Annotated in this window: 21 protein-coding genes; 2 read left to right on the top strand and 19 right to left on the bottom strand. The window is 39.0% G+C overall.

Translation table 11 applies throughout. From position 1 onward, the window contains the following. Positions 1-315 precede the first annotated feature (315 nt). From NYE63_RS13105 to NYE63_RS13070, 8 genes are all read right to left on the bottom strand, one after another. Positions 316-1116 (bottom strand): SDR family oxidoreductase, encoded by an 801-nt coding sequence (locus NYE63_RS13105; RefSeq protein ID WP_342605475.1) that lies wholly within the window; start codon positions 1114-1116, stop codon positions 316-318. 191 nt (positions 1117-1307) lie between these two features. Continuing rightward, positions 1308-1673, bottom strand: a complete 366-nt coding sequence (locus NYE63_RS13100) for a PTS glucitol/sorbitol transporter subunit IIA (protein ID WP_342605474.1) — start codon at positions 1671-1673, stop codon at positions 1308-1310. 56 nt (positions 1674-1729) lie between these two features. Beyond that, positions 1730-2755 (bottom strand): PTS glucitol/sorbitol transporter subunit IIB, encoded by a 1026-nt coding sequence (locus NYE63_RS13095; protein WP_342605473.1) that lies wholly within the window; start codon positions 2753-2755, stop codon positions 1730-1732. Between the two features lie 14 nt (positions 2756-2769). After that, on the bottom strand, positions 2770-3315 hold the full coding sequence (locus NYE63_RS13090; protein ID WP_063233613.1) for a PTS glucitol/sorbitol transporter subunit IIC: 546 nt from the start codon (positions 3313-3315) through the stop codon (positions 2770-2772). A 21-nt stretch (positions 3316-3336) separates the two neighbouring features. Then, positions 3337-3759: a transcriptional regulator GutM gene (locus NYE63_RS13085; protein ID WP_342605472.1), complete on the bottom strand. Its 423-nt coding sequence runs from the start codon at positions 3757-3759 to the stop codon at positions 3337-3339. A 92-nt stretch (positions 3760-3851) separates the two neighbouring features. Next, entirely contained in the window at positions 3852-4823 is a 972-nt protein-coding gene (locus NYE63_RS13080; RefSeq protein ID WP_141994262.1) for a sugar-binding transcriptional regulator, read from the bottom strand. Between the two features lie 851 nt (positions 4824-5674). Continuing rightward, on the bottom strand, positions 5675-6325 hold the full coding sequence (sigH, locus tag NYE63_RS13075; protein ID WP_342605471.1) for an RNA polymerase sporulation sigma factor SigH: 651 nt from the start codon (positions 6323-6325) through the stop codon (positions 5675-5677). A 582-nt stretch (positions 6326-6907) separates the two neighbouring features. Continuing rightward, positions 6908-7411, bottom strand: coding sequence for a DinB family protein (locus NYE63_RS13070; RefSeq protein ID WP_342605470.1), 504 nt, complete (start codon positions 7409-7411; stop codon positions 6908-6910). A 476-nt stretch (positions 7412-7887) separates the two neighbouring features. Here NYE63_RS13070 and NYE63_RS13065 point away from each other — a divergent pair, with 476 nt between their 5' ends. After that, positions 7888-8310: an amidohydrolase family protein gene (locus NYE63_RS13065; protein WP_342605469.1), complete on the top strand. Its 423-nt coding sequence runs from the start codon at positions 7888-7890 to the stop codon at positions 8308-8310. A gap of 470 nt (positions 8311-8780) precedes the next feature. On the opposite strand, the gene NYE63_RS13060 is transcribed toward NYE63_RS13065, so the two are convergent. After that, complete coding sequence (locus NYE63_RS13060; protein WP_342605468.1) at positions 8781-9776, bottom strand: D-cysteine desulfhydrase; 996 nt, start codon at positions 9774-9776, stop codon at positions 8781-8783. Positions 9777-10321: 545 nt separating this feature from the next. Between NYE63_RS13060 and NYE63_RS13055 the strand changes: the two genes are divergently transcribed. After that, positions 10322-11035, top strand: coding sequence for a GntR family transcriptional regulator (locus tag NYE63_RS13055; protein WP_342605467.1), 714 nt, complete (start codon positions 10322-10324; stop codon positions 11033-11035). A gap of 191 nt (positions 11036-11226) precedes the next feature. Here NYE63_RS13055 and NYE63_RS13050 read toward each other — a convergent pair whose 3' ends face one another. The 10 genes from NYE63_RS13050 to NYE63_RS13005 all read right to left on the bottom strand — a co-directional run bounded on the left by NYE63_RS13050 (position 11227) and on the right by NYE63_RS13005 (position 21407). Further along, entirely contained in the window at positions 11227-11835 is a 609-nt protein-coding gene (locus tag NYE63_RS13050) for a nucleotidyltransferase family protein (protein ID WP_342605466.1), read from the bottom strand. Next, the gene (locus NYE63_RS13045) at positions 11828-12877 is read right to left on the bottom strand and encodes an XdhC family protein (RefSeq protein ID WP_342605465.1); all 1050 of its coding nucleotides are present in this window, start codon (positions 12875-12877) and stop codon (positions 11828-11830) included. The genes NYE63_RS13050 and NYE63_RS13045 overlap by 8 nt, the downstream gene beginning before the upstream one ends. A gap of 122 nt (positions 12878-12999) precedes the next feature. After that, positions 13000-14274 (bottom strand): MFS transporter, encoded by a 1275-nt coding sequence (locus NYE63_RS13040; protein ID WP_342605464.1) that lies wholly within the window; start codon positions 14272-14274, stop codon positions 13000-13002. Between the two features lie 144 nt (positions 14275-14418). Next, complete coding sequence (locus NYE63_RS13035) at positions 14419-16797, bottom strand: xanthine dehydrogenase family protein molybdopterin-binding subunit (protein WP_342605463.1); 2379 nt, start codon at positions 16795-16797, stop codon at positions 14419-14421. A 13-nt stretch (positions 16798-16810) separates the two neighbouring features. After that, the gene (locus tag NYE63_RS13030; RefSeq protein WP_342605462.1) at positions 16811-17287 is read right to left on the bottom strand and encodes a (2Fe-2S)-binding protein; all 477 of its coding nucleotides are present in this window, start codon (positions 17285-17287) and stop codon (positions 16811-16813) included. Further along, positions 17287-18168 (bottom strand): xanthine dehydrogenase family protein subunit M, encoded by an 882-nt coding sequence (locus tag NYE63_RS13025; RefSeq protein ID WP_342605750.1) that lies wholly within the window; start codon positions 18166-18168, stop codon positions 17287-17289. Before NYE63_RS13025 ends, NYE63_RS13030 begins: the two co-directional genes overlap by 1 nt. A gap of 52 nt (positions 18169-18220) precedes the next feature. After that, on the bottom strand, positions 18221-18670 hold the full coding sequence (locus tag NYE63_RS13020; protein WP_342605461.1) for a carbon monoxide dehydrogenase subunit G: 450 nt from the start codon (positions 18668-18670) through the stop codon (positions 18221-18223). A 396-nt stretch (positions 18671-19066) separates the two neighbouring features. Further along, the gene (locus NYE63_RS13015) at positions 19067-20026 is read right to left on the bottom strand and encodes a VOC family protein (protein ID WP_342605460.1); all 960 of its coding nucleotides are present in this window, start codon (positions 20024-20026) and stop codon (positions 19067-19069) included. 40 nt (positions 20027-20066) lie between these two features. Continuing rightward, on the bottom strand, positions 20067-20855 hold the full coding sequence (locus NYE63_RS13010; RefSeq protein WP_342605459.1) for an SDR family NAD(P)-dependent oxidoreductase: 789 nt from the start codon (positions 20853-20855) through the stop codon (positions 20067-20069). A 42-nt stretch (positions 20856-20897) separates the two neighbouring features. Next, positions 20898-21407, bottom strand: coding sequence for an aromatic-ring-hydroxylating dioxygenase subunit beta (locus NYE63_RS13005; RefSeq protein WP_063233598.1), 510 nt, complete (start codon positions 21405-21407; stop codon positions 20898-20900). Between the last annotated feature and the right edge of the window lie 3 nt (positions 21408-21410).

The following is a 21410-nucleotide window of genomic DNA, read 5'->3' as shown; positions in this document are numbered from 1 at the left end:
CCCTATGAAAACTAGCTTCAATATATTGAGGAATAAGAGAATGACATAGGGCAAAGAAGATTTAACCAGGAGTATAAACATTTAAAATGGAGTTTGTGAAGAAATGTACTTAAACTACCTGCCCCTTTAGTTCCATAAAAAAAGGCTGCCGCAGCAACCCCTGTTAATGAACTAAAGTACCTGTTTGTTAATTAAAGACTTACTTAAAAGTTAAATGATAGAACATACAACGCTTCTATGTTGAATTTTAATAACACCCAGCATCCTTGTATTTATTAATAATATGAATAAGGTCTTATGGGTGATGTCATTATTTTACCCGCGGGATTTTCCACCTGAAATATTAACGGTTGTACCTGTAATATAGCTAGAACGGTCTGAAGCTAGATAAGTGACCAATTCACCAATTTCATCCAATTTACCAGGTCGTCCAAGAGGTATCGTTTTGCTGTAATCTGATCCAAGACCATCTACTGTCACTCCACGTGTGTATGCTAATGCTTCATTATAAGCATCTGTTGTTAAACCTGTTTGCTCATTGATCCCTGGCGCAACACCAATTACACGGATGTTGAATTTTCCTAGTTCTTTTGCCCAAGAACGAGTAAAGCCATTGACAGCACCTTTTGTTGCGGAATAAACACTTTGTCCAGAAGATCCTTCCATCCCTGCCTCTGAAGAAATATTAATGATAACGCCTTTATTATTTTTCACCATTACTCTCGCAACTGCCTGAGCGCAAAGGTAAGGTCCTTTTTGATTGACGGCTACCATGAAATCAAAATCCTTTTCACTTAACTCATACTCTGGCTTTTCGCCACGGAAATCAACAAGTAAACGTGGTAAGTTTACACCCGCATTATTAACTAAGATATCTACAGTGCCAAATAACTCTGTGGCTTTTGTGACCATATTTTCAACGCTTTCTTTATTGGTAACGTCGCATTGAATATGATAAGTTCCATCAGTTTGTTCGCCAGTATTTACATTTAGATCGGAAACAATCACCTTTGTACCGTTCTTTACTAAGTGTGCTGTAATTTTTGAGCCAATTCCAGAGGCACCACCCGTAACAATTGCCACTTTATTTTCTAATTGATGCCATGATTCATACATTCTTTTTCCTCCTTATTATATATAGAGTCGAGGATCATAGGTGAAATTTAAAAATAAGTAACAAACTCTAAATTATTTTTTCTTGTTTTAGCTTTGTTAACTCTAACTGATGCAATTTTCATGGAGAGTTTTGTTCCTTCGAGGAAACATCTCTCTTCTTGCATTTAATTCTATTTAAACCTTTGACAAGTTTATTTTTTTAAGATTCGAAGAGTTGTTCCTGCTGGCGGCATTTGTATATCTCTTTCTTCAAGGTGTAAAGTTCCAGGTAATTCTGCCGTTTCAGAACCATTAAATTTTAACGTGATATGTCCAAGTGAACCTAAATTCTTTTTTACCACGTCACCTACAGAGGTAATGGTATATTGATGATTGCCTAATTCGAGAATGTCACCCTTTTCAATTTCACCATTAATTTCATTAACCTCAATTAATAGGCAATAATCCGCTAATTCACTCGGAGCATCAGCTCCGAATAGGATGAACATTTTTTCTCCAAGAAAATCAGAGACAGATGGACCAAGTTGGTTAATTTGAGTTTGATAAACTGTTTGCACAAGAAACTCCTCCAATTCTTTGCTTTAAATAATCTATTCAGAATCTATTCTAGTAATTATTCATATAAACCGAAGCTTGCAAGCCAAGCAATTAAAACGGTAGGTGCTCCGGTTAAAAAACGTCCGTACAATACGGAAGGAACTCCAACTTCAATAGTTTCTACTTCTGCCTCTGCCAATCCTAGCCCAACTGGAACAAAATCGGCTGCAGCCTGAGAGTTAATCGCGAAAAGAGCTGGCAATGCAAGGTGCGGAGGGATATTTCCTTTTCCAATTTCCACTCCAATTAATGTCCCAATGACCTGTGAAATAACAGCTCCCGGTCCTAAGAATGGTGATAATAATGGGAATGAGCATATTAAAGAGATTAAGAGTAAGCCCGGCAAAGATCCTGCAAATGGTGATAAATATTGTGCGAATACATCACCAATTCCAGATGCTTTAATCACTCCGATTAACATGGCCACAAAAGCCATAAACGGTAAAATGGTTTTAATGACAGTATCTATCGTGTCACGGCCAGCCTGATAAAACACATTGACGATGGAACCCATCGCCATCCCAATGCGTGCTATGACGCCTTTAGGCTTTCTTTGTTCACTAATTTTTTTATCTGCGCTATACTTAGGTTTAGATATTGTTTTCTCAACTTGTCCGTTAGCATTGTTCACATTGGATATTGGAGGTGTTGCAGCACCTTCATACAATTCAATGTTTTGAGACTTTACTCCAGAAACGTAAATGTCCTCAGTAATGTGCATTGCTAACGGGCCACTTTGTCCAGTAGGCATGATATTGATCGTCATAATTCTTTTTTTGGGGTATAAGCCACATCGGAGCGTTCCGCCACAATCAATAATGACACACGCCATTTCATTCTCAGGTACACTCGTTTTAAAACCGTCGACTAACTCACAGCCTGTTAATTCTGCAATGGTGTCTGCAATATTCGGTCTTGTTCCGCCCGTTACATAAACCACTTTATTTTTTTCTTCTGTCGGTGAAATCACTAATGGCCCACCAAATCCTCCTTGCCCTGCATTGACGATAATTGACTTGTACTGCGTAACCGTTTGAGTCATCTCTTTCCCCTCCTTTAGAGATCCACTGTTTCCTTCAATTTAACGCCTTGCTGTTTAGATACATAATAAGTTGTTAAATCTGTTACCCAGCCTCTTAAAAAGTTTGTGAAAATACCTACCAAGAAGTAACGAAGGGCTAGTTCTGTGGTTTCAAATCCCAGTGTTGTAATTCCTGCAGCAATACCCAAGAATACGAACAACTCTCCTGGATTAACGTGTGGAAAAAGTCCATTATGCGTGTGGCAGGAATAAGAAGCAGCAGCATAATAGCTTGGTTTGTATTTTTCTGGCAAAAATTTACCGAGTGACAATGTCATTGGATTTGCCAAAGCGAACGTTCCAATTACCGGAAGAACAAAATATCTTGTAAGTGGGTTCTTACTCGATTTCTTTGCGATCCGTTCCACTCTTTCTTCTCCAACCAACCGTATAAGGGCATTCATTGCAACTAAAAGCATGATAAGAAGTGGAACAATACCTGTTACTAAATCGACAAAAGTTTCTGCCCCTGCTCTAAATAAATTCATAAACCCATCTGCTGCATTTGTAAGCCAATCCATTCAATTCACCTCATATAATTCCTATTTTTTTGATAAGAGTAAATCAATCCAGCCTTTCTTAACCTTCAATTCACCCCCTTTAGAGATAACATGATAGCTGTTCAGTGCATCCTCAATGGCTGACCTTGTTAACTTATTTACTTTATATAAATCTTCTTCACCGAGGTGTAAGAGATTTTTCCCCTCAAATCCTTTTAAGTTCCGTACTCTTGAAAGCACGGTTACTCCCTGCATTTTGGTGGCTTTCAAAATGTTGTTTTTTCGGTCAATTGCAAACATAACGACAGTTCCTGATTTAATAAGTCCCGTTTTTTTCCCAATCGCGACCCTTCCAAGCTTTCTCAACTCTGCATACTTTTTATTAAAATGCTTGATTTGCAAAAATCCAAAAATGCTTTGAAGGAGCCAAGAAAAACCAATTAAAATAACGACATACCATAGCATTTCATTTCCTCTTTTCATATGAACTGAATCTTACATCTTGTTTCCGCTTACAATCAGATAAAAAGATCTAGTTTAAAATTAATCCCTACTTCCTAATATAAGGCAGTTCCTTTTTCTATAATTTCAATAATTGCATTTGCCGTTTCCTCAGTGGTGATCAGAGTGTTAATGTATCCTCCTCTTAATCCGCCAATAATGGAAGGAGCTTTTTCAACAGACTCTGCAATACCTATTGAGTAAGGAATATTTTTTAATTTTTCCAGCTCAATGGCTATTGTTCGGTCAGTTAAGTCAGATTGAATCAGGTTTCCATCTATATCATAAAATCGTGAGCAGATATCACCAATGGCACCTTGTTGATTTAAATCTTCAATTTCTCTATTGCCACAAAAGCCAGCCCAGACTAAATTAGATGATTGGTTTGGGTTCCCGATCCCTACTACTGCAATTGTTAAGTTGCCCCAAAGCTCAGTTATTTTAGTGAAATAGTGTGATTGAACAATGTCATCCTTTGTCTCTTTTTTTTCTACTACTGCCGCAGCATCAATAAAATAAGAAGTTCCTCCAAAATCCTCTGCAATATTATAAACAATTCTATTAACGTGATGCTTCGTATCCATTGGTCCAGGTCCACCTACTAAAGGGACAAAATGAGCGTCTTTTTTTCCGGCATTGGTAAATTCACCGATCATACTGGCCATTGTGCTTCCCCAGGCACAGCCAACGACATCGCCGTCTTTAATAATTCGTTTTAATAATTCAGCCCCTGCTACTGCTACCACTTTCTTTTTATCCAGTTCTGTACTGTCTCTCTTTTCAGGAAGAATTATTACTTCTTTTAAGCCAAACAATTTTTCCATTCGACGTTCCAATTCAAAAGCTCCATCAATATCGCTACTAACAGTAATTTTAACTACTCCATCTTCCCTTGCTTTTTTTAAAAGTCTGCTGACGGATGTTCGGTATATACCTAATTCTTTTGAAATGGCACCTTGCGTCATATCTTCTTCATAATACATTTGCGCAATTTTAACTAAGAGTCTTTTTTCTTCTCTTTTATCCATTTAGTCCCTCATCCTTTTTTAATATGCACATTTGTGCAATCGCAATCATTTGTGCTTTGTTGAGTTTAGTATACGCTTACAAAAATAGCTACGTCAACAAAAAAATACCACTTGTGCAAATTTTAAAAATATTATGTCATTTGTGCAGAGTTTGAACTTATTATCCATTGAAAAAGCACAAAAAAATGAAGCAGCTCCATTTGATCAGGCTGCTTCATTTCTATCAATCTGACATTATGTCTATTGCATCTTTTTTTTCTAATATCAAATCATCATTTTATACTTATACAAAATCATACCAATCATCGAAAAATTCCTTCACGGGCCTGTCGAACAAGGTGCACAACATTAACAGTGACCTCTCCTTACCTACTTTTCCCTCGTTAAAATCTTTTATGATAGTTATAACTTTTCCTTTTGTGAGTAATTACTTTCAGTTGGAGCATTTGTACATCCAGTCTGAACCCCTATTCCTCCAAGTAATGTCCTAGCTTCGCTTGTTATCCGAGATCTCATTAATAATATGAAAAAAGGGAATCCCCTTACTAAATTTTCTCATTTGGAAAGTGTAAGTTCCAGTGTGCCAAGTATTACTTTTTTAAAACTTCTATCTCGAAAATCAATGTTATTAAACACTTTACTTACTATACTAACAGATACATTCTATTCCCCTTTATCAGAAAATTAAGTAGCGGATCTTATTCAAGAATCGCGCCTTTTCTTGAATGAAATTTATTGTTGATGCATGGATAAGAATAGATTTGAAAATTTAAGTAGACCAAATTATGAAGTAAAAATAAAAGAATCCATTCGGAATTGAATAGATTCTTTATGTTTAATGATTATAGTTATTATTCTTCCAACTTCCTTGACTCGAAGTACCGCTCCAACTTCCTTTTTACACGCTGAAGTGCATTATCGATCGTCTTTTTTTGAACATTCAGTTCCTTTGATATTTCAATATAAGTTTTTCCTTCTAGGTACAAGTCCACAACACTACTTTCCAACTCACTAAGGACTTCCGTTAAAATTAGCTCAATATCGCAAATTTCTTCTGATTTTATTAAGATCGTGACTGGGTCATTTTGTCTCAGTTCAGGGATTAGATCAATTAAGGCCTGTTCCGATTCCCCTTGATAGATAGGCGTATACAATGAAACATAATTATTTAAGGGAGAATGCTTTTGGCAAATAGCCGCTTTAACAGCGGTTATGATTTGTCTTGTAATGCACAGTTCCGCAAATGATCTGAAAGACGACTTTTTGCAATTCTTGTAGTCTCGAATGGCCTTATATAGTCCAATCATCCCTTCCTGTAATACATCTTCCTTATCTCCACCAGTTAAAAAATACTTCAAAGCATTTGATTGAACGACACATCTGTATTTTTTGATTAAAAAGTCCAGTGCATCTTCATCACCATTCTGGATTTTCCCAACCAACATTAAATCTTCCATATGAGTATAGTTTTCCACTCGTTTCTTCTCGATGATTACACTCATTTATTTTCCCCCACTCACTAAGTTGAGCCCCGACATAAAGGTTGCATTACCACTTCAATGTATTGAAGTACATTCAATATTATAATATCTCAGAAATGACGATAATGATATTCGCAAATAACGACATTTTTCTACAAAATACTGATATTTATAAGTCCTGCTCTATAACTATATACTTTCAGTCAGCTTTAATTAATTTGGTGAAGGTCTCGTCTTTAAAGTCGTTTTGTTTAACTTCTAATCATTGACAGATTTTGTTGTGCCGGTGGTGACAACCATTAGGGTGGGGTTCCAGGATATTGCGGCCTGTAATAGCCTAATCAACAGGATAAAGACGGAATAAACGTTCATTGTATGCAAGGCATGTTGATCTATCGCATTATTAGTTTTACTTCATTAGCTTTAATAGGAAAAACAAGGAGAATGCCAGTTGAAACATCGTCTTCAAATTAGCTGGTTTCTTTCCTTGGAAAAATAAAAAGGCACCCTTCAAAGGATGCTTTAACATATTATTAACAGTGATTAAATTGAGAAATTGGGATATATTTATTAAACTTAGCCCCCGTCTTTTCTTCAACTTCATTAAAGTGGTGGATTTTCCACACCTAAATGAATCCAATCTTCTTTTGGCGGTCCATAAACCCCAGAAGGTTTTATTCCTGCTTGACGCATCAGAACCGTAACTTGTCCGCGATGATGAACAATATGCTTGATTAGTCCCATAAGGATGGAAGCATTTGTTTCCTGTCTTCCAAACGCTTCTTGTATTTGCTCTAGGGATTCGTCTGTCCATTGTTGTTCAATAATTTGGGCTGCGTGAGAACTTACATTATTAAAAGTGATAGCAATTTCCTGGGCTGAAGATGGAACGTTTTCTGAACTTTCTATCCGGTCTATCTTTAATCCGAAATGAGCTAGATAATCTGGAATGTTCGTGGTGAAATGCCACGCAATTCTTCCTAAAGTGCGGCCTTCAGGATAAACTTGTTGTTCTAATGAATCATCAGTCAAACTATCCAAAACATTTTGAGTCAGTATGGCTTCTTTATTCCATTCTTTAATAAAATCTGAAATTGTAATATACATATAATACCTCCCCTATTTCGATAAATAATTACTTACTCAAAAAACATTATAAAACATATGTTCCCTCATTACAAATTCCTTATTAAACATGCAATGCCACTTTAGTTGAAATAAATAATATCAGTTTTAACCAATTGATTTTGAAACTAGTCATTGACTTTATATATAAATTATTGTTAAAACACTTTTGTCCAACTGGCAAACCATTCAGAAATTTCGTTTGCTTTTTTTCATAGCTTAGAGTAGACTTTTTCCATTAATTCAGTACAGGCTTCCAGAAAAAACTGTTGAAATGGATGACTCATGTCCATAAAATTGCACAAACTTTCCGTCCATTATTCGACTTAAACCTAGAAGTTCAATGTTCTGCGAATTATCCTACTACTAGCTATACACAAAAAGAATCACTACTTTATAATAAGTGGTAATCATGTTATTAATATATATAAATTCAGTGTTGATTAGGAGAAAAAGCCATGCAAAATATGCTGAGTATAGGAGAAATGGCGAAGTTGCGAAGCGTAACGGTTGATACATTGCAAAAAGCCGGAGCGAATTTGGCATTTGGAACGGACTTCCCAATTGATATCCTTAATCCGCTTCTACAAATCTATCGTGCAGTAACGAGAATCGACAGCAGCGGAAAAACGGTATGGCATCCACATGAGCGCATCACACTTGCCGAAGCATTGAAAGCTTATACAGCTGGATCCGCCTATGGTACATTTAGAGATGAGGAATTAGGTACACTAGAAGTAGGAAAACTTGCAGATATCATAGTATTAGAACGAAATCTCTTTGAAATGCCAGTAGAAGAAATCCCCAATACAAAGATACGGCTAACGATCGTTGATGGTAAAGTTGTTTTTGATCATACGACGTCTTTAATCGAAAAGTAACATAATTATTAAAGGAGGATTCTACAACTGTAGAATCCTCTGTTGTACATGGACAATAGTCTATTCCGCTACCAACACGTTAGCACATTGGGGAACAGGCTCCATAATGTACTACGTCCATCCATTGCTGAATCAATTCTATTGCTTCTTTAAATTGATATTAAGCCTTGATTGTTATTTCTATGATCAGTTTTCAAATGGTTTTCGTGCTCTCCTCTTGACCATTACAGGAACTTTTCAATTAAATTTCATTGTGACGTTTTCACACTTAGAGCATAAGTTCTTAAAATTCACATGAAAGCTTGTTTGATTTAATAAATTAAACAAAGTCGGATTAGGCACCCTGCATATTATGTATAGAAAGAATCGTTTAGAATACTCTCACTGCTTCTGTTGTCTTGGCATTTGAGCTATGCAAATGAGCCAGCTTTTCTCCACTTTAACTTTAGAATTTATTATATAATGACATTTCAATTAAATAGCGAAGTATTGGCATATAACGATGAAGCACCACCAGAGTGAACAAATAGGATGTTATCCTCCGGCTTAAAGGTGCCTTTTTGGATTAAATCAATGAGTCCCGCTGCCGCTTTACCCGTATATACCGGATCCAGCAAAATCCCTTCTGTTCTTGCCATTAGCTTGACTGCTTCCACCATTTCAGGTGTAGGCAGAGCATAACCCGGTCCGACATACTCATCAAAACACGTAACTGCCTCGCGAGGGATCTCATTTTGTATGCCGATGTGTGTTGTAGTTTCTCTAACAAGCTGAAAAACTTTCTCTTCTTGTTCAGCTTTTCCTCTGCTTACATTTATGCCAATTACTGATATTCCACTTTGGTTTCCTTGAAATCCTGCAACCAAACCAGCATGCATTCCCCCACTGCCGCTTACACAAATAACTGTTTTCAAATCAATGCCTTGCTCAAAGGACTGTGCTAAAATCTCCTGAGCGCATGCAACATATCCCGTTGCACCAATGACATTGGATCCCCCAACGGGAATGATGTAAGGTCGATGTCCTTTCTCTGTCACCTCTTTAGCCACTTTCTGCATTTCTTGCATTAAGTCCGATCCATTAGGTACAACTATAATTTGGTCAGCGCCCAATAAATGATAGAGAAAATAGTTACCGTTAAAATCCGGCTCTGACTCTTTTGAAAGGCCCTCTTCCAATACAAGGATGCATTTCATTTTCTCTTTAACGGCAGCAGCTAGTGTCAAGCGGCAATGATTTGATTGAATGCCTCCACATGTAATCAACGTATCCGCGCCATTTTCCAACGCATCGGCAACAAGGAATTCCAGTTTTCTTGTTTTATTTCCCCCAGCCGTCAGACCAAGCATATCATCTCGTTTAACATAAATGGAAGGGCCTCCAAGAACTTCAGAAAAATGATCTAATCTCTCAACTGATGTATATTCTGGTGTATATCGCTTTCTAGGAAATTGTGCTAAATTCATTTTAAAACTCCTCCTGTATCCTATGTTGTACATTAAAGAAAAAAATATTAATCTGGCGCTCTCGTTACATTAGTAAATAAATAATATCAAACGCCTCTATTTCCATCATAGCATGTTTAGGTAAACGAGCAACTTCATTGCACTTCTTACAGGATGGAATACATCATTCATCGCGGCAAAGTGACTCACTTCATATCGATGTTTACTGTAAGTTTGCTTCCGCTTATTTTATGACACCCTTGTTTTCCCCCATATTATCAGGCTTTTCTCCAGTTTCAGGATGGTTGGGGCTTCCCTGAATTTTATACCTTGCCAATAAGGATAAATAGCCTTGTAAGCATCTTTGGTAATAATTGTTTCATAGATCATATAAACTAACTTTTTTATATGATCTAAAAGTTAAATCATTAGTTGTGCAAAAACATAAGCGGTCGACCCATTGAAATATTTAAACAATCAAAAGTCTGAAGCAGAGAATGACTTCAATCGTTTTTTAAGATAAAATAAATATACTTGTATATAATTGGATTTTAGAAAGGAGCACCATGGAAACCAATCACTATCAATATATTACAGAACAAATAGAACATTATTCTTCTAAGCCCTTAAGGGAAGCTATATTTTTTGTTATTAAAAATGCGATCATTGAAGGGATATTTTTGCCCGGAGATCGTTTAACGGAAGATGATATCGCCCAACAATTCAATTGTAGCCGTACACCGGTTCGTGAAGCTTTGCGGAAATTAGAACAGGAAAATTTGCTTCAGGTGAAACCTGGTATAGGGATGGTAATATCCAATGTGGATATTGAACTTTTGCAGCAAGAATTGGAAATCAGGAAATTGCTCGAAAACTATTCTTTACAAAAAGCTTGTGAAGGAATTACGGAAGAGGAATTAAAAAAACTGGAATGGGCAACGGATAAACTGCAACAGGCCATAAATAATAATGACCGAATAGCGGCAAGTCGTGCAAACATTGAATTTCACCGCTTATTATATTCCTACTCGAGAAATACTTTTCTCCAAAAGACTACAGATTCATTATGGCTTTCTTTTCGAATTTCCTTTTTATCGGCCCGGAATGAAGATGTTACAATGGTTGATAAATCTTGGTATGAGGAACGAAACAACGAGCACTTACAGGTAATCCATGCCATTCGTGACAAAGATGTAGAAAAAGCAATAAAGGTCAATACGATTCATATCCAAAAAAACTATGATTATTACCTTGATTACATAAAACGTGTATCACAATAAAATTAAAATAAAGGGTGCCTATTTGCGAGTATTCAGTCCGCAATTGTAGGAACCCTTTTATATTAGGTATATATTACGTATTTCAGGAGCATTTCGGACGATTCGGGGAATATTTCGACCCTCTTTCTCTTTTTCCGGCCGTTCCGCAGGATACTTTCCCAGGATTACTCATGTTATTTCAATGTTCTCCATTATGATTTTAAATGCAATTTCACTTTAAGGAAGTCTTCAGGCGTGTCAATGTCAAATCCCCACATCGAATTGTCAAAAGAAACGGTCTCAGTCATCGCATCATATTTTTGGATGATGCTTTTCCCTCCTTGATCACCTTCTATTGAATGAAATTCTTTGAGTATTACTGCATCCACTAGTATCGGATGTCCTGCCTCTCCTTTATATTTGGGTCGAACGATCCGTACTCCATCATCTTTACACTCTATATATTTTTCTATTAAAGCTTGTATGACGTCACGGGAAATAAGGGGCTGATCCGCAAGGAAAATCATGACTGCATCCACATTTTCTTTGATGGATTGAACTCCAAGTTTTAAAGAAGTGGACATTCCATCTGCATAATTCGGATTATGAATAATCTTCAATCCTGGATAATCTTCACTATGTTGACGAATTTCTTCTATATATTTACCAGCAACCAAATAGATCGGCTGCATGGAACTGCCAAGGATAGAATCAATGGCATGCCGAAATAGAGGTTGGCCCCGTAAAGGAAGTAACAGTTTAGGTCCTCCCATTCGAATCGACATGCCTGCCGCAAGTATGATCACGCCTATTTTAGGCATGAATTTTCACTTTGCCATGCAAGGGTGCAGGAATTCTTCCATTTCTAACCGACATCAATTCCGACACAATACTTAGTGCAACTTCCTCCATCGTTTCTGCACCGATATCCAAACCAATTGGTGAGTGGATTGGACCGCTGTTGAAGTCTTCACCAATTGTATTGAGCATTTCCGTTGTACGGGAGATTGGACCAAGCACTCCAATATATCGTGGGTCACTTTTCAAAGCCACTTGTAAGGTTTTCTCATCTAAGGACTGGATATGATTCATGACTACCCACCATGATCCAGTAAATTCAGAAGGGTCTATTTCATCTGGGCATTTTTGCAAATTTGAAGCCAAAGGAAACAAGCGATCATTATTGAAATGCTTACGTGAATCCAATACCGTTACGGAAAATCCAGCTTTTGCTGCGAATTCGACAACTGGAACAGCATCCTTGCCAGCCCCAGCAATAATCAAGTGCTCACTGGGCTTTATAGCATCAATTAGATATCGTTTTCCCTCCAGATTCATCAATTCTGCTCGAGTTTGTGTATCCATTACCACCCTTGCTTTTTCAACTACTTCAGATGGCACACTTCCAGGATTTCCAATGAGGTTACCATATTTATCTACGATTAAACCTTTACCAGAGGATACATCCAATATCATGGTGAATTTCTGCCCTTTCTGGACAATTTGATTTGTCATCATCCAGAATTCGTCATTTGGCTCAATAGGGAGGATAAATATATCCAATTTACCTTTGCACCCTATTCCCAACCCCCAAATTTCATTCTCGCTTAAGTCATATTGGTGAGTAACACAGGTATTGGTTTCCATAGCTTTTTCCGCCCAGCCATATAAATCGCTTTCCAAACATCCGCCACTTATCGTGCCAAACATATCACCGTCCGATGCCATCATCATTTTTGCACCTGGAAGTCTGTATGCTGAACCCTTTACACCTATTTGCATGACCATGGCTGCCTTTTCGTGCCGCTCCCATGCGGAACTTATATTTTTCAAAACATCTTTTAATTCTTGTAACCTTGACATCCTTAACACCCTCCACTAAATCTGACATTCACATATTTGGAAGCAGAAAAAGGGAGACAAATAGAAAATACCCTATTTGTCTCTCTCCCCCATTATTCATTTCAATGATTTAAATCAGAGCGCTAATATCCTTTTCTGACTAAGAAAACACTTAAGAAAAGGGAGAGGGCAACAAAACATAAAAGGGCAATAAACCCGCCATTATATGAACCGCTCATTTGACTGAATAAACCGACAACCATGGGTCCAAGAGCTGCAATTAGGTAAGATACACAGCCGAAAACCCCACTGATGCTCCCCATTACCTCGGACGAAGCGACACGGTGAAGCATGGTCATGGTCAGGGCAGCTGGCATAAACAAAAGACCTATCAATAAAATGCTCAAGACGGCCGCAACTGTGCTGTTAGTAGTGAAAAGCGAGAAAAGCATGAAAACGATGATAAGCCCGCATGCCCCGCCTACAAAAATCGCCCTCTTCATGAATCGATCGGAGAGAAACCCCGCCACCATTTGTACAACAATGGCTAATGCGAATCCACCGGCATTTATAACAGCGGAATTTACAAAAGCAATTCCTTTTTCCTCTGTCAAATAACTTGGTAAAAAGGTGGAAATTCCATAATAGGCTATGGAAATGCAAGAATAAACAATCGTTAAGATCCAGAACATCTGACTCGTAAGAACCGCTTTAACATTATCTTTACTTGCGGTTGGAGTTTTCCCCACTTTTTGATTACTTTGAATATAGTTTAATTCCATTGAATTAACTGCATAATGCTTAGCCGGATTATCTCTTGTCATGATCACAAATAAAATCAAACATACGACAGATAATGCCGCAAGTATAAAGTAACTTTCCCTCCAGCCATATGTGGACGCTATGATTGCTATTAGCGGAAGCCCTAGAACTGGTCCTATCGCATTTCCGTTATACCAAGTTGTCTGTGCCTTTGCTTGTTCATTTTGCGGGAACCAGCTTGAGGTTAATTTCAATGCCATTGGATACAGAACACCTTCACCGATTCCCAATATGGCCCTGGACCATAAAATCGCACTAATGGAATCGGCCATTCCACCTAAAACCATCGCAAATGCCCATAGAGCGATCCCAATGAATCCGCTGCGTAGTGCACCTATCTTATCAACGATGAAGCCCCAGGCTAATTGACCAAAAGCATAAGTCACTAAAAATATGCTGCTAAGTGTTCCTTTCACTAAGTTACCATCAATGCCCAAATCAGTTAGAAAGGGCTTGTTTGCAAGCAAAATGTTAATATTCGCCTTATCCATCATGGAAACAGTGAAAAGAACAAGCAAAGGAAAGGCCGTGAAGAACCAACGCGTATTCGTCATTTTGCTCGATGGATCATGCAGTTGTGGATTTAAATTATTCAAAAAAATCAGCCCCTATTATCATGAAATGTCGTAACGAGTGTAATCCCCTATTTACACCTTCCATTTTCATGCTCGTCTTTTCTTCTGTAATGGCATAGGGTATAATCCACCAACAAATGAATTCTGAACCGCTAAATGAATTTTTTAGCTTATTTCGATTTTGTACTTTTTCGTTTCAGCTTCCTTAATCCAATTACGAAGTTTACTTGGGCTAATGGGCAATTGATTGATCGTGACTTCTAATGGATCGAGCGCATCAACGACAGCATTCGCTATGGCTGCAGGAGGGGAAATGGCTCCGCCTTCGCCTACTCCTTTGATACCAAGTGGATTTCTGGTAGAGAGGAATTCTTGATGGGACTTTTCAACAGACGGGATCTCCATGGAAGTCGGCAATAAATAATCCATATAAGAACCGGTCAAAAGTTGACCTTTCTCATCGTAAACGACTTCTTCATATAAAGCTGCACCAATTCCCTGGGCTATGCCACCCTGCACTTGACCATCCACGATCATTGGATTGATGACCTTTCCTGCGTCATGAACCACACTATAACCCTTCAACTCGACAAAACCTGTTTCCTTATCTACTTCCACCATGGCAATGTGAACGGACGATGAAAAAGTAACAGTGGGCGGAACGAAGTAATGTGTGACTTGCAGGCCTGGTTCCATTCCAACAGGCACCTTGCATCTGTTTCCTGGACGTGCAGCTTCCGCAATTTCTTTATAGGTCACACATTTTTCTGGTTCGGCCTTAACTAAGACTTTACCATTTTCCATTTGTAAATCAGCGGTTTCAACTTCAAGCATGGCAGCTGCGACCGCCAATACTTTTTCCCTTAATTTCGCTGAAGCAACTTGAATGGCCGATCCAGCATTTACTGCACTCCGGCTTGCGTACGTTCCGGCACCAAAGGCCAAGTTCGTTGTATCCCCGACCCTTATTGTAATTTCATTTGGGCTAAGCATTAATTCATCCGCACAGATTTGGGAAAATACCGTTTCGTGCCCCTGCCCCTGTGGGGATGCTCCAAGGTATGCCACAACCTGACCGGAACCATCAATGGTGACATAGGCACTTTCGAATGGACCTGCACCTGTTCCTTCTACATAAGTTGAAATGCCGACACCGACTAGTTTTCCTTGCTTCTTCAACTCTTTTTGCTGCTCTCTAAATCCTTCATAATCTACCATTTTCAAACCTTGTTCCAGTGCAGCTGGATAGTCCCCGCTATCATAAATCAGCTTTGCACCATCTTTAACCAAAATCCCTTGGTCATAAGGCATATCCTCCGCTTGGATCATGTTCTTTCGCATTACTTCCACTGGATCTTTTTTCAACCTTCTAGCGACCATATCGATAATTCTATCCATTACGAAAACGACCTCTGGTCTCCCTGCTCCCCTAAATGGAACATTTGGTGTTTTATTCGTTAAGACAATCTGGCAAGTAACATCATAGTTTGGAATCTTATATGCTCCCCTTAGATGGTAGGCACTATTGTAGGCACATGTTAATCCGAAATAATTGACGGCGCCACTATCTATAATAAAGTGATCTTTAATTCCCAAAATAGTGCCATCCAGGTTATAAGCAACCTCAACATCATGGGTTTGATCCCGTGAATGGCGGGCACTGGTCAAATGTTCTAGACGGTCTTCAATCCACTTGACAGGTCTCTTCAATAACTTGGATAGATATGGGATTATGATTTCTTCTGGGTGAACCCCACCTTTTGGTCCGAAACCACCACCTACGTCAGGTGCAGTCACCCTGATTTGCTGTTCAACCAAATCCAATAATCTAGCAATATAGGTTCTAATTTCAAAAGGAAGTTGAGTGGAAGAATAAACATGCAATTGATCAGTACGGTTTTCATAGATGGAAACGACCCCCCTCGTTTCGAGCGGGTTGGAAGAAACTCTAGGCGTTTGGATTCTTGCCTTCAGAATATGATCTGCATCTTTAAGCGACTGTACAGCATTCCCTGTCGTAACATGGAAATCTGACTGGACGTTATTCTTTAAATGCTCTTGAATCAATGGTGCGCCTTTTTCCAATGACTTGAATGGATCGACAACTACTGGTAACGTTTCATATTTCACTTTTATCAAATCTGCTGCATCTTCGGCCACATACCTGTTTTCTGCAACGACAACTGCAATGGGTTGCCCTACATACATCACCTTATTCTTGGCCAGGACATCTTCATAACAATAATGGATAGTGGGATTGATCGCTTCCTCTAGATTGGGTGGCAAAGCACAATGTGATTCAAATTGGACAAGAGGCTTTATTATCCCATCTATATCCATTCCGGTGAGAATGGCATGCACCCCTTCCAATGCCCGAGCTTCGGAGATATCAATCCCTTTGATTGTGGCATGTGCATGAGTGCTGCGGACAAAGACTGCTTCAACCATATTTGCCATTCGGATATCTCCCACGAATTGCCCTGTACCTGTAACCAAACGATAATCTTCCTTCCGCTTAACACTTTGACCAACGTATTTTGTCATACCTGTTCCCTCCTTAATTGGACACAGTTTGGGCAGCCTGCTTCACAGCTTTAATAATGTTGGAGTAACCGGTGCATCGACATAAATTTCCTGAAATGCATTTCCTTATTTCATCCTCACTCGGATTTGAATTTTCTTCCAGAAAACTCGAAACCGTCATCAAAAATCCCGGTGTACAAAATCCGCATTGCAGGGCATGATTATCAGAAAAAGCTTGCTGTAGGTGATTAAGTTCCCCACTCTCCTGGATAAGTGACTCCACAGTCTTGACTTCACATCCATCCGCTTGGACTGCAAGCATTAAACATGAGCGGACTGGATCACCGTTAACATGGATTGTACAAGCTCCGCAAACTCCATGTTCACAGCCAAGATGTGTTCCAGTAAGTAACAAGTTCTCCCTGATAAAATCCGATAATAACAATCTAGCGTCTACTTCCTTCGATATATTTTGTCCGTTTACTTTTAGATTTATCTTAACTCCATCCATCAGATCACCCTACCCCCTTGTGCACGAATGGTCGCTTGCTTTAAGGCACGGATGACCATCGTACCAGATAGTTTCCTTCTATATTCAGCAGTACCATGGAGATCGGATTCAGGTTCGACCATCTCCATGGTTAAATCACTTGCCTCCTTATAAATTTCTTCAGCCGGTTCCTTTCCAACCAAAAGCCTCTCCACATCCTCTAAAGTTGTTGGAACGGAATTCACGCCACCAATGGCTAATTTAACCTCAGAAAAACTCCCAGCTTCATTTAGCTCCACTACTGCAGCCACCTCAACCAGACCAAAATCCCCATGCCTTCTAGCCACTTCTACAAATGCCGATCCACTAGTCGGCTTTATTATCGGGAACCGAATCTCTTTAACCAATTGATCCGGCTGTAAGGATGTAAGCATATAGGTAAGGAAGAACTCTTCAGGGCTTACTATTTCTTCTCCGTTTACATCGGCAATGACTATTTCTCCTCTTAAAGCGGTTAAAACGCATGGTAGCTCCGCAGATGGATCACCATGTGCGATGCTGCCACCAACAGTTCCCCGATTACGTATTTGTTCATGGCCTACCCACCGGATCGCTTCCGATAACAATGGACACTTTTCCTTAACCATTTCGGACTTTTCTATATCCCTGTGTTTCGTCAAAGCGCCGATGACCAGTGATTCACCATTTTCTTGTATATAGCTCAACCCTTCAGCCCGGCCTATATCAATCAGGTATTTTGGCGTTGAAAGTCTCATATTCAATAATGGAATCAAGCTTTGTCCTCCTGATAACACTTTCGCATCTTCCCCGTATTCTGATAAATAGTGCACCGCTTCTTCCAAGCTCGAAGGCCGAAGGTAATTAAACTTAGCTGGTTTGATAGGAATCCCTCCATTCGTAATTCACCGTTAAAATGGGTTTAAATGACCGACATCAAATCCTTTGATGAGTTTTTAACTGTTTCTCCATATCTTTAAAGAATTTACCTGCCATGAATTTTGCAATACCACCAATGACCCTGCTTCCCACACCGGCGATCATTCCACCTATATCTGCCTTACATTCCCAAATTAATTGACAACCATCATTATCTGGTATTATTTTACAATTCATTTCAGCAGAAACAAAACCTGGCTTCCCACTTCCTTCAGCATTTAAAATATACTGATAAGGCACTTCCAAATCCTTCAATTTCACCTTTCCCGTATAGTCACCTTTTACAGCTGCAACACCAAGCTTAAGTTCAACATCATATTCACCATCTGCAACTAATGAAAGGTCTTGACATCCTGGAATAGCATTCTTGAGTAATTCCGGATTATGCATGGCTTCCCAAATCACTTCTGCACTATAATCAAAGTTTATTTTTCCGGATATTTCCAATTCTCTCCGCCCCCGATTGTACAAATTTTTTATAACCTTTTTTGCTCCAAAATAACATCTTCACCTGCATACATGTATACATCTTAGTTTAAAAAAATTCCCAAAGCCGCTAACTACTTTCAATGATATTAATATTCTGAATTATTTGTCAATAAGTTTTTCGTTTGTTTCTAATTATTTCACTTTCATTCACTGTACAAGGCCATGGTTGAAGTCCCCTTCTTGCCCATTGCCTTGTATATGCTTTTTAAGGTTATCACTTTAATTAGCTGTTTAGGTGGGAAAATGGCTAGGTTTCCGAAATCATTGCAGGGCTTAATAATTCCTAATTATGTAAGTGCAAAATGCTCACACAATTGCATCAGATACATTTCTTGATGATCAATTGATACACGTTTACTCATCAAAACGTTCTAGCAATTCAATAATCACTTTATAGGTCGATATTGTATCCATATAGGCATATCGGCCTTTTCCGTTAAAAAAGTTACCTGTCTGTATCACCGGATAGCCCATTTCTTCTAACATCTTCATTTTAGCCTCCATGTCTTTAACGACAAAAGAGATATGGTGAACACCCTCACCATATGTTTCAAGATGATCTTTCCATGTACTAGGTGATTCGCCCGGCTCGATCAATTCTATTTGAATTAACGGAGTATCGATGAACATATATTTTGATTTTCCTTCGGTGGGCTTCCCTTTGTAAATCACGTTTGTGATTTCGGTTGAACCAGAATGTATGATGGGAGGTTTTTTAATACCCAACAACTTACAATATGCATCTGCAGCCGCATCCAGGTCTTTTACAACTAACGCAAGCTGTTCCACTTTGTTAGTCCCTAATAGCGGCTGAGCGCTTTCATCTTCTGGCCTTTCCCATTCCGTTTTTCTTGGCTCTGCACTTTCAAGCAGTTCAACTAACGTTTTGTGATCATCTAGTGTATCCACATATACATATCGGCCGGCACTTGAAGTGAATTCACCCGTTTGCAAAGCCGGGTATCCACTTTTCTCCATGATTGGCAGCCTCTTTTGGATAGAGTCTACATCAAAAGCTATATGGTGGATCCCTTCTCCTACTTCATCCAGGAACTCACGCATCGTTCCTGGATTTTTATCGGGTTCTATTAGCTCAAATTGGACTGTTGGTGTATTCAGAAAAGCCAGTTTGGATTGTGATTCCGTTGGTACACCTCTAAAAGTGACTTTCGAAACAGAACTGTCACCAGTTAGAAATGGTTCTGACTTCTTAATGCCTAGCAGTCTTGTGAAAGCTATATTAGCAGCTTCAATATCTTTTACAACAAATGCGAGTTGATTAATATTCCTATTGCCCAATAGCGATTCAGCCATACTTATAAACCTTCTTCCCATAGTTTATTTTGTTATGAACTCAACCAAGTCCGCGAACTGACAATCCTCCATCACTGGAGATGACTTCGCCGGTAATTGCACGCGCCGCGTCCGATGCTAACAGGACATATGCAGCTACATGATCTTCGGGCATCTGTGCAAGCTGAAGTGGGTTTCTTTTTTTTATGCTATTTGCCTTCGTTTCATTATCCACGATTTTAACGAATGGACGTAGGGGAGGAATGACCGATAATGCTGTCAGAGTGCCACCAGGCGCTACAGCATTCACCCTAATGTTAGGAGCAAGTTCAAAGGCAAGTTGGCGCATCAACCCTATTTGGGCATGCTTGCTTGCTGTGTACCAAACCCCGCCGCCATCCGGATAAAAACTAGCACCGGATACTGTGAAAATAATATTGCCATTCGATTTTTGCAGTTCTTTAAGAGCGGCTTTAGCACCGAAGAAAGATCCTTTAACGTTAATATCAATCAGAAAATCATATGCTTCGGAAAGTGCATCGGGAGTTACGTCGGCAAATTTAGCAAATCCATCAAAGACTCCTGCATTAGCAACGAAAACATCCAGCTTTCCAAATTGCTTGACAGTGGCCTGGACAGCCCTCTCATTGTCTTCATATTTGCTTACATCGCCTTGGTTAATGAGAATTTCTTCACCAAATTCCTCTTTCATTTTCTTTAGCGTTTCTATCGAGCGGCCGATAATGCTGACTTTCGCCCCTTCTTGTATAAAACGTCTAGTGACAGCCTCTCCGATACCAGAATTTCCTCCGGTAATCAACACTACTTTATCCTTTAACGCCATTGTCATTGTAACCAGCCTCCTTGTTATCTCTTTTTTTTCAAGTCAATATTATACGAAGATAGCAAGATTTCTGGTATTTATCGTTGATTGATCAACAATGAATATCCGTTTGGAAAGTTTCCATTTACCTTCTTCGAAAATGAATTCATCATTTCGTTCCCCCGAAATCAAATCATGTTGAATATCCGTGCTGCGGCTTCGATAAATAAGCAGATAGCTCTTAACTACAGCCTTTTCACCTTCAACATAGTCTTTAACGCGTACATTGGAGACAAAACGCCGTGTTCTTGATGGCGGTATTTCCGCCCAAGCATAATCCGTTTTCAAACGATCCACGCGCAGTCTCAGCAGCTCAATATCATCATTAAATGTAAACATGTCCGTTGAATAATCCGGGCGTTCCACCCCTTCTTTATTAACACGTACAGGCATTTGATAACGCAAGCTCGGGTGCATCAGATCGAACCAATCATCAAATTCAATATCATCCAGCAGTTGAGCTTCATCATACAGCCACTGTTCAAATTCACATTTGAGCAACATTTTCTCCACATTCATTTC

Origin of the sequence: Peribacillus sp. FSL E2-0159 (genome assembly GCF_038643155.1) — a bacterium.
Lineage (GTDB): Bacteria > Bacillota > Bacilli > Bacillales > DSM-1321 > Peribacillus > Peribacillus simplex.
The sequence above is the reverse complement of the archived record's forward strand: the minus strand, read 5'-3'. Positions and strand labels throughout refer to the sequence as shown.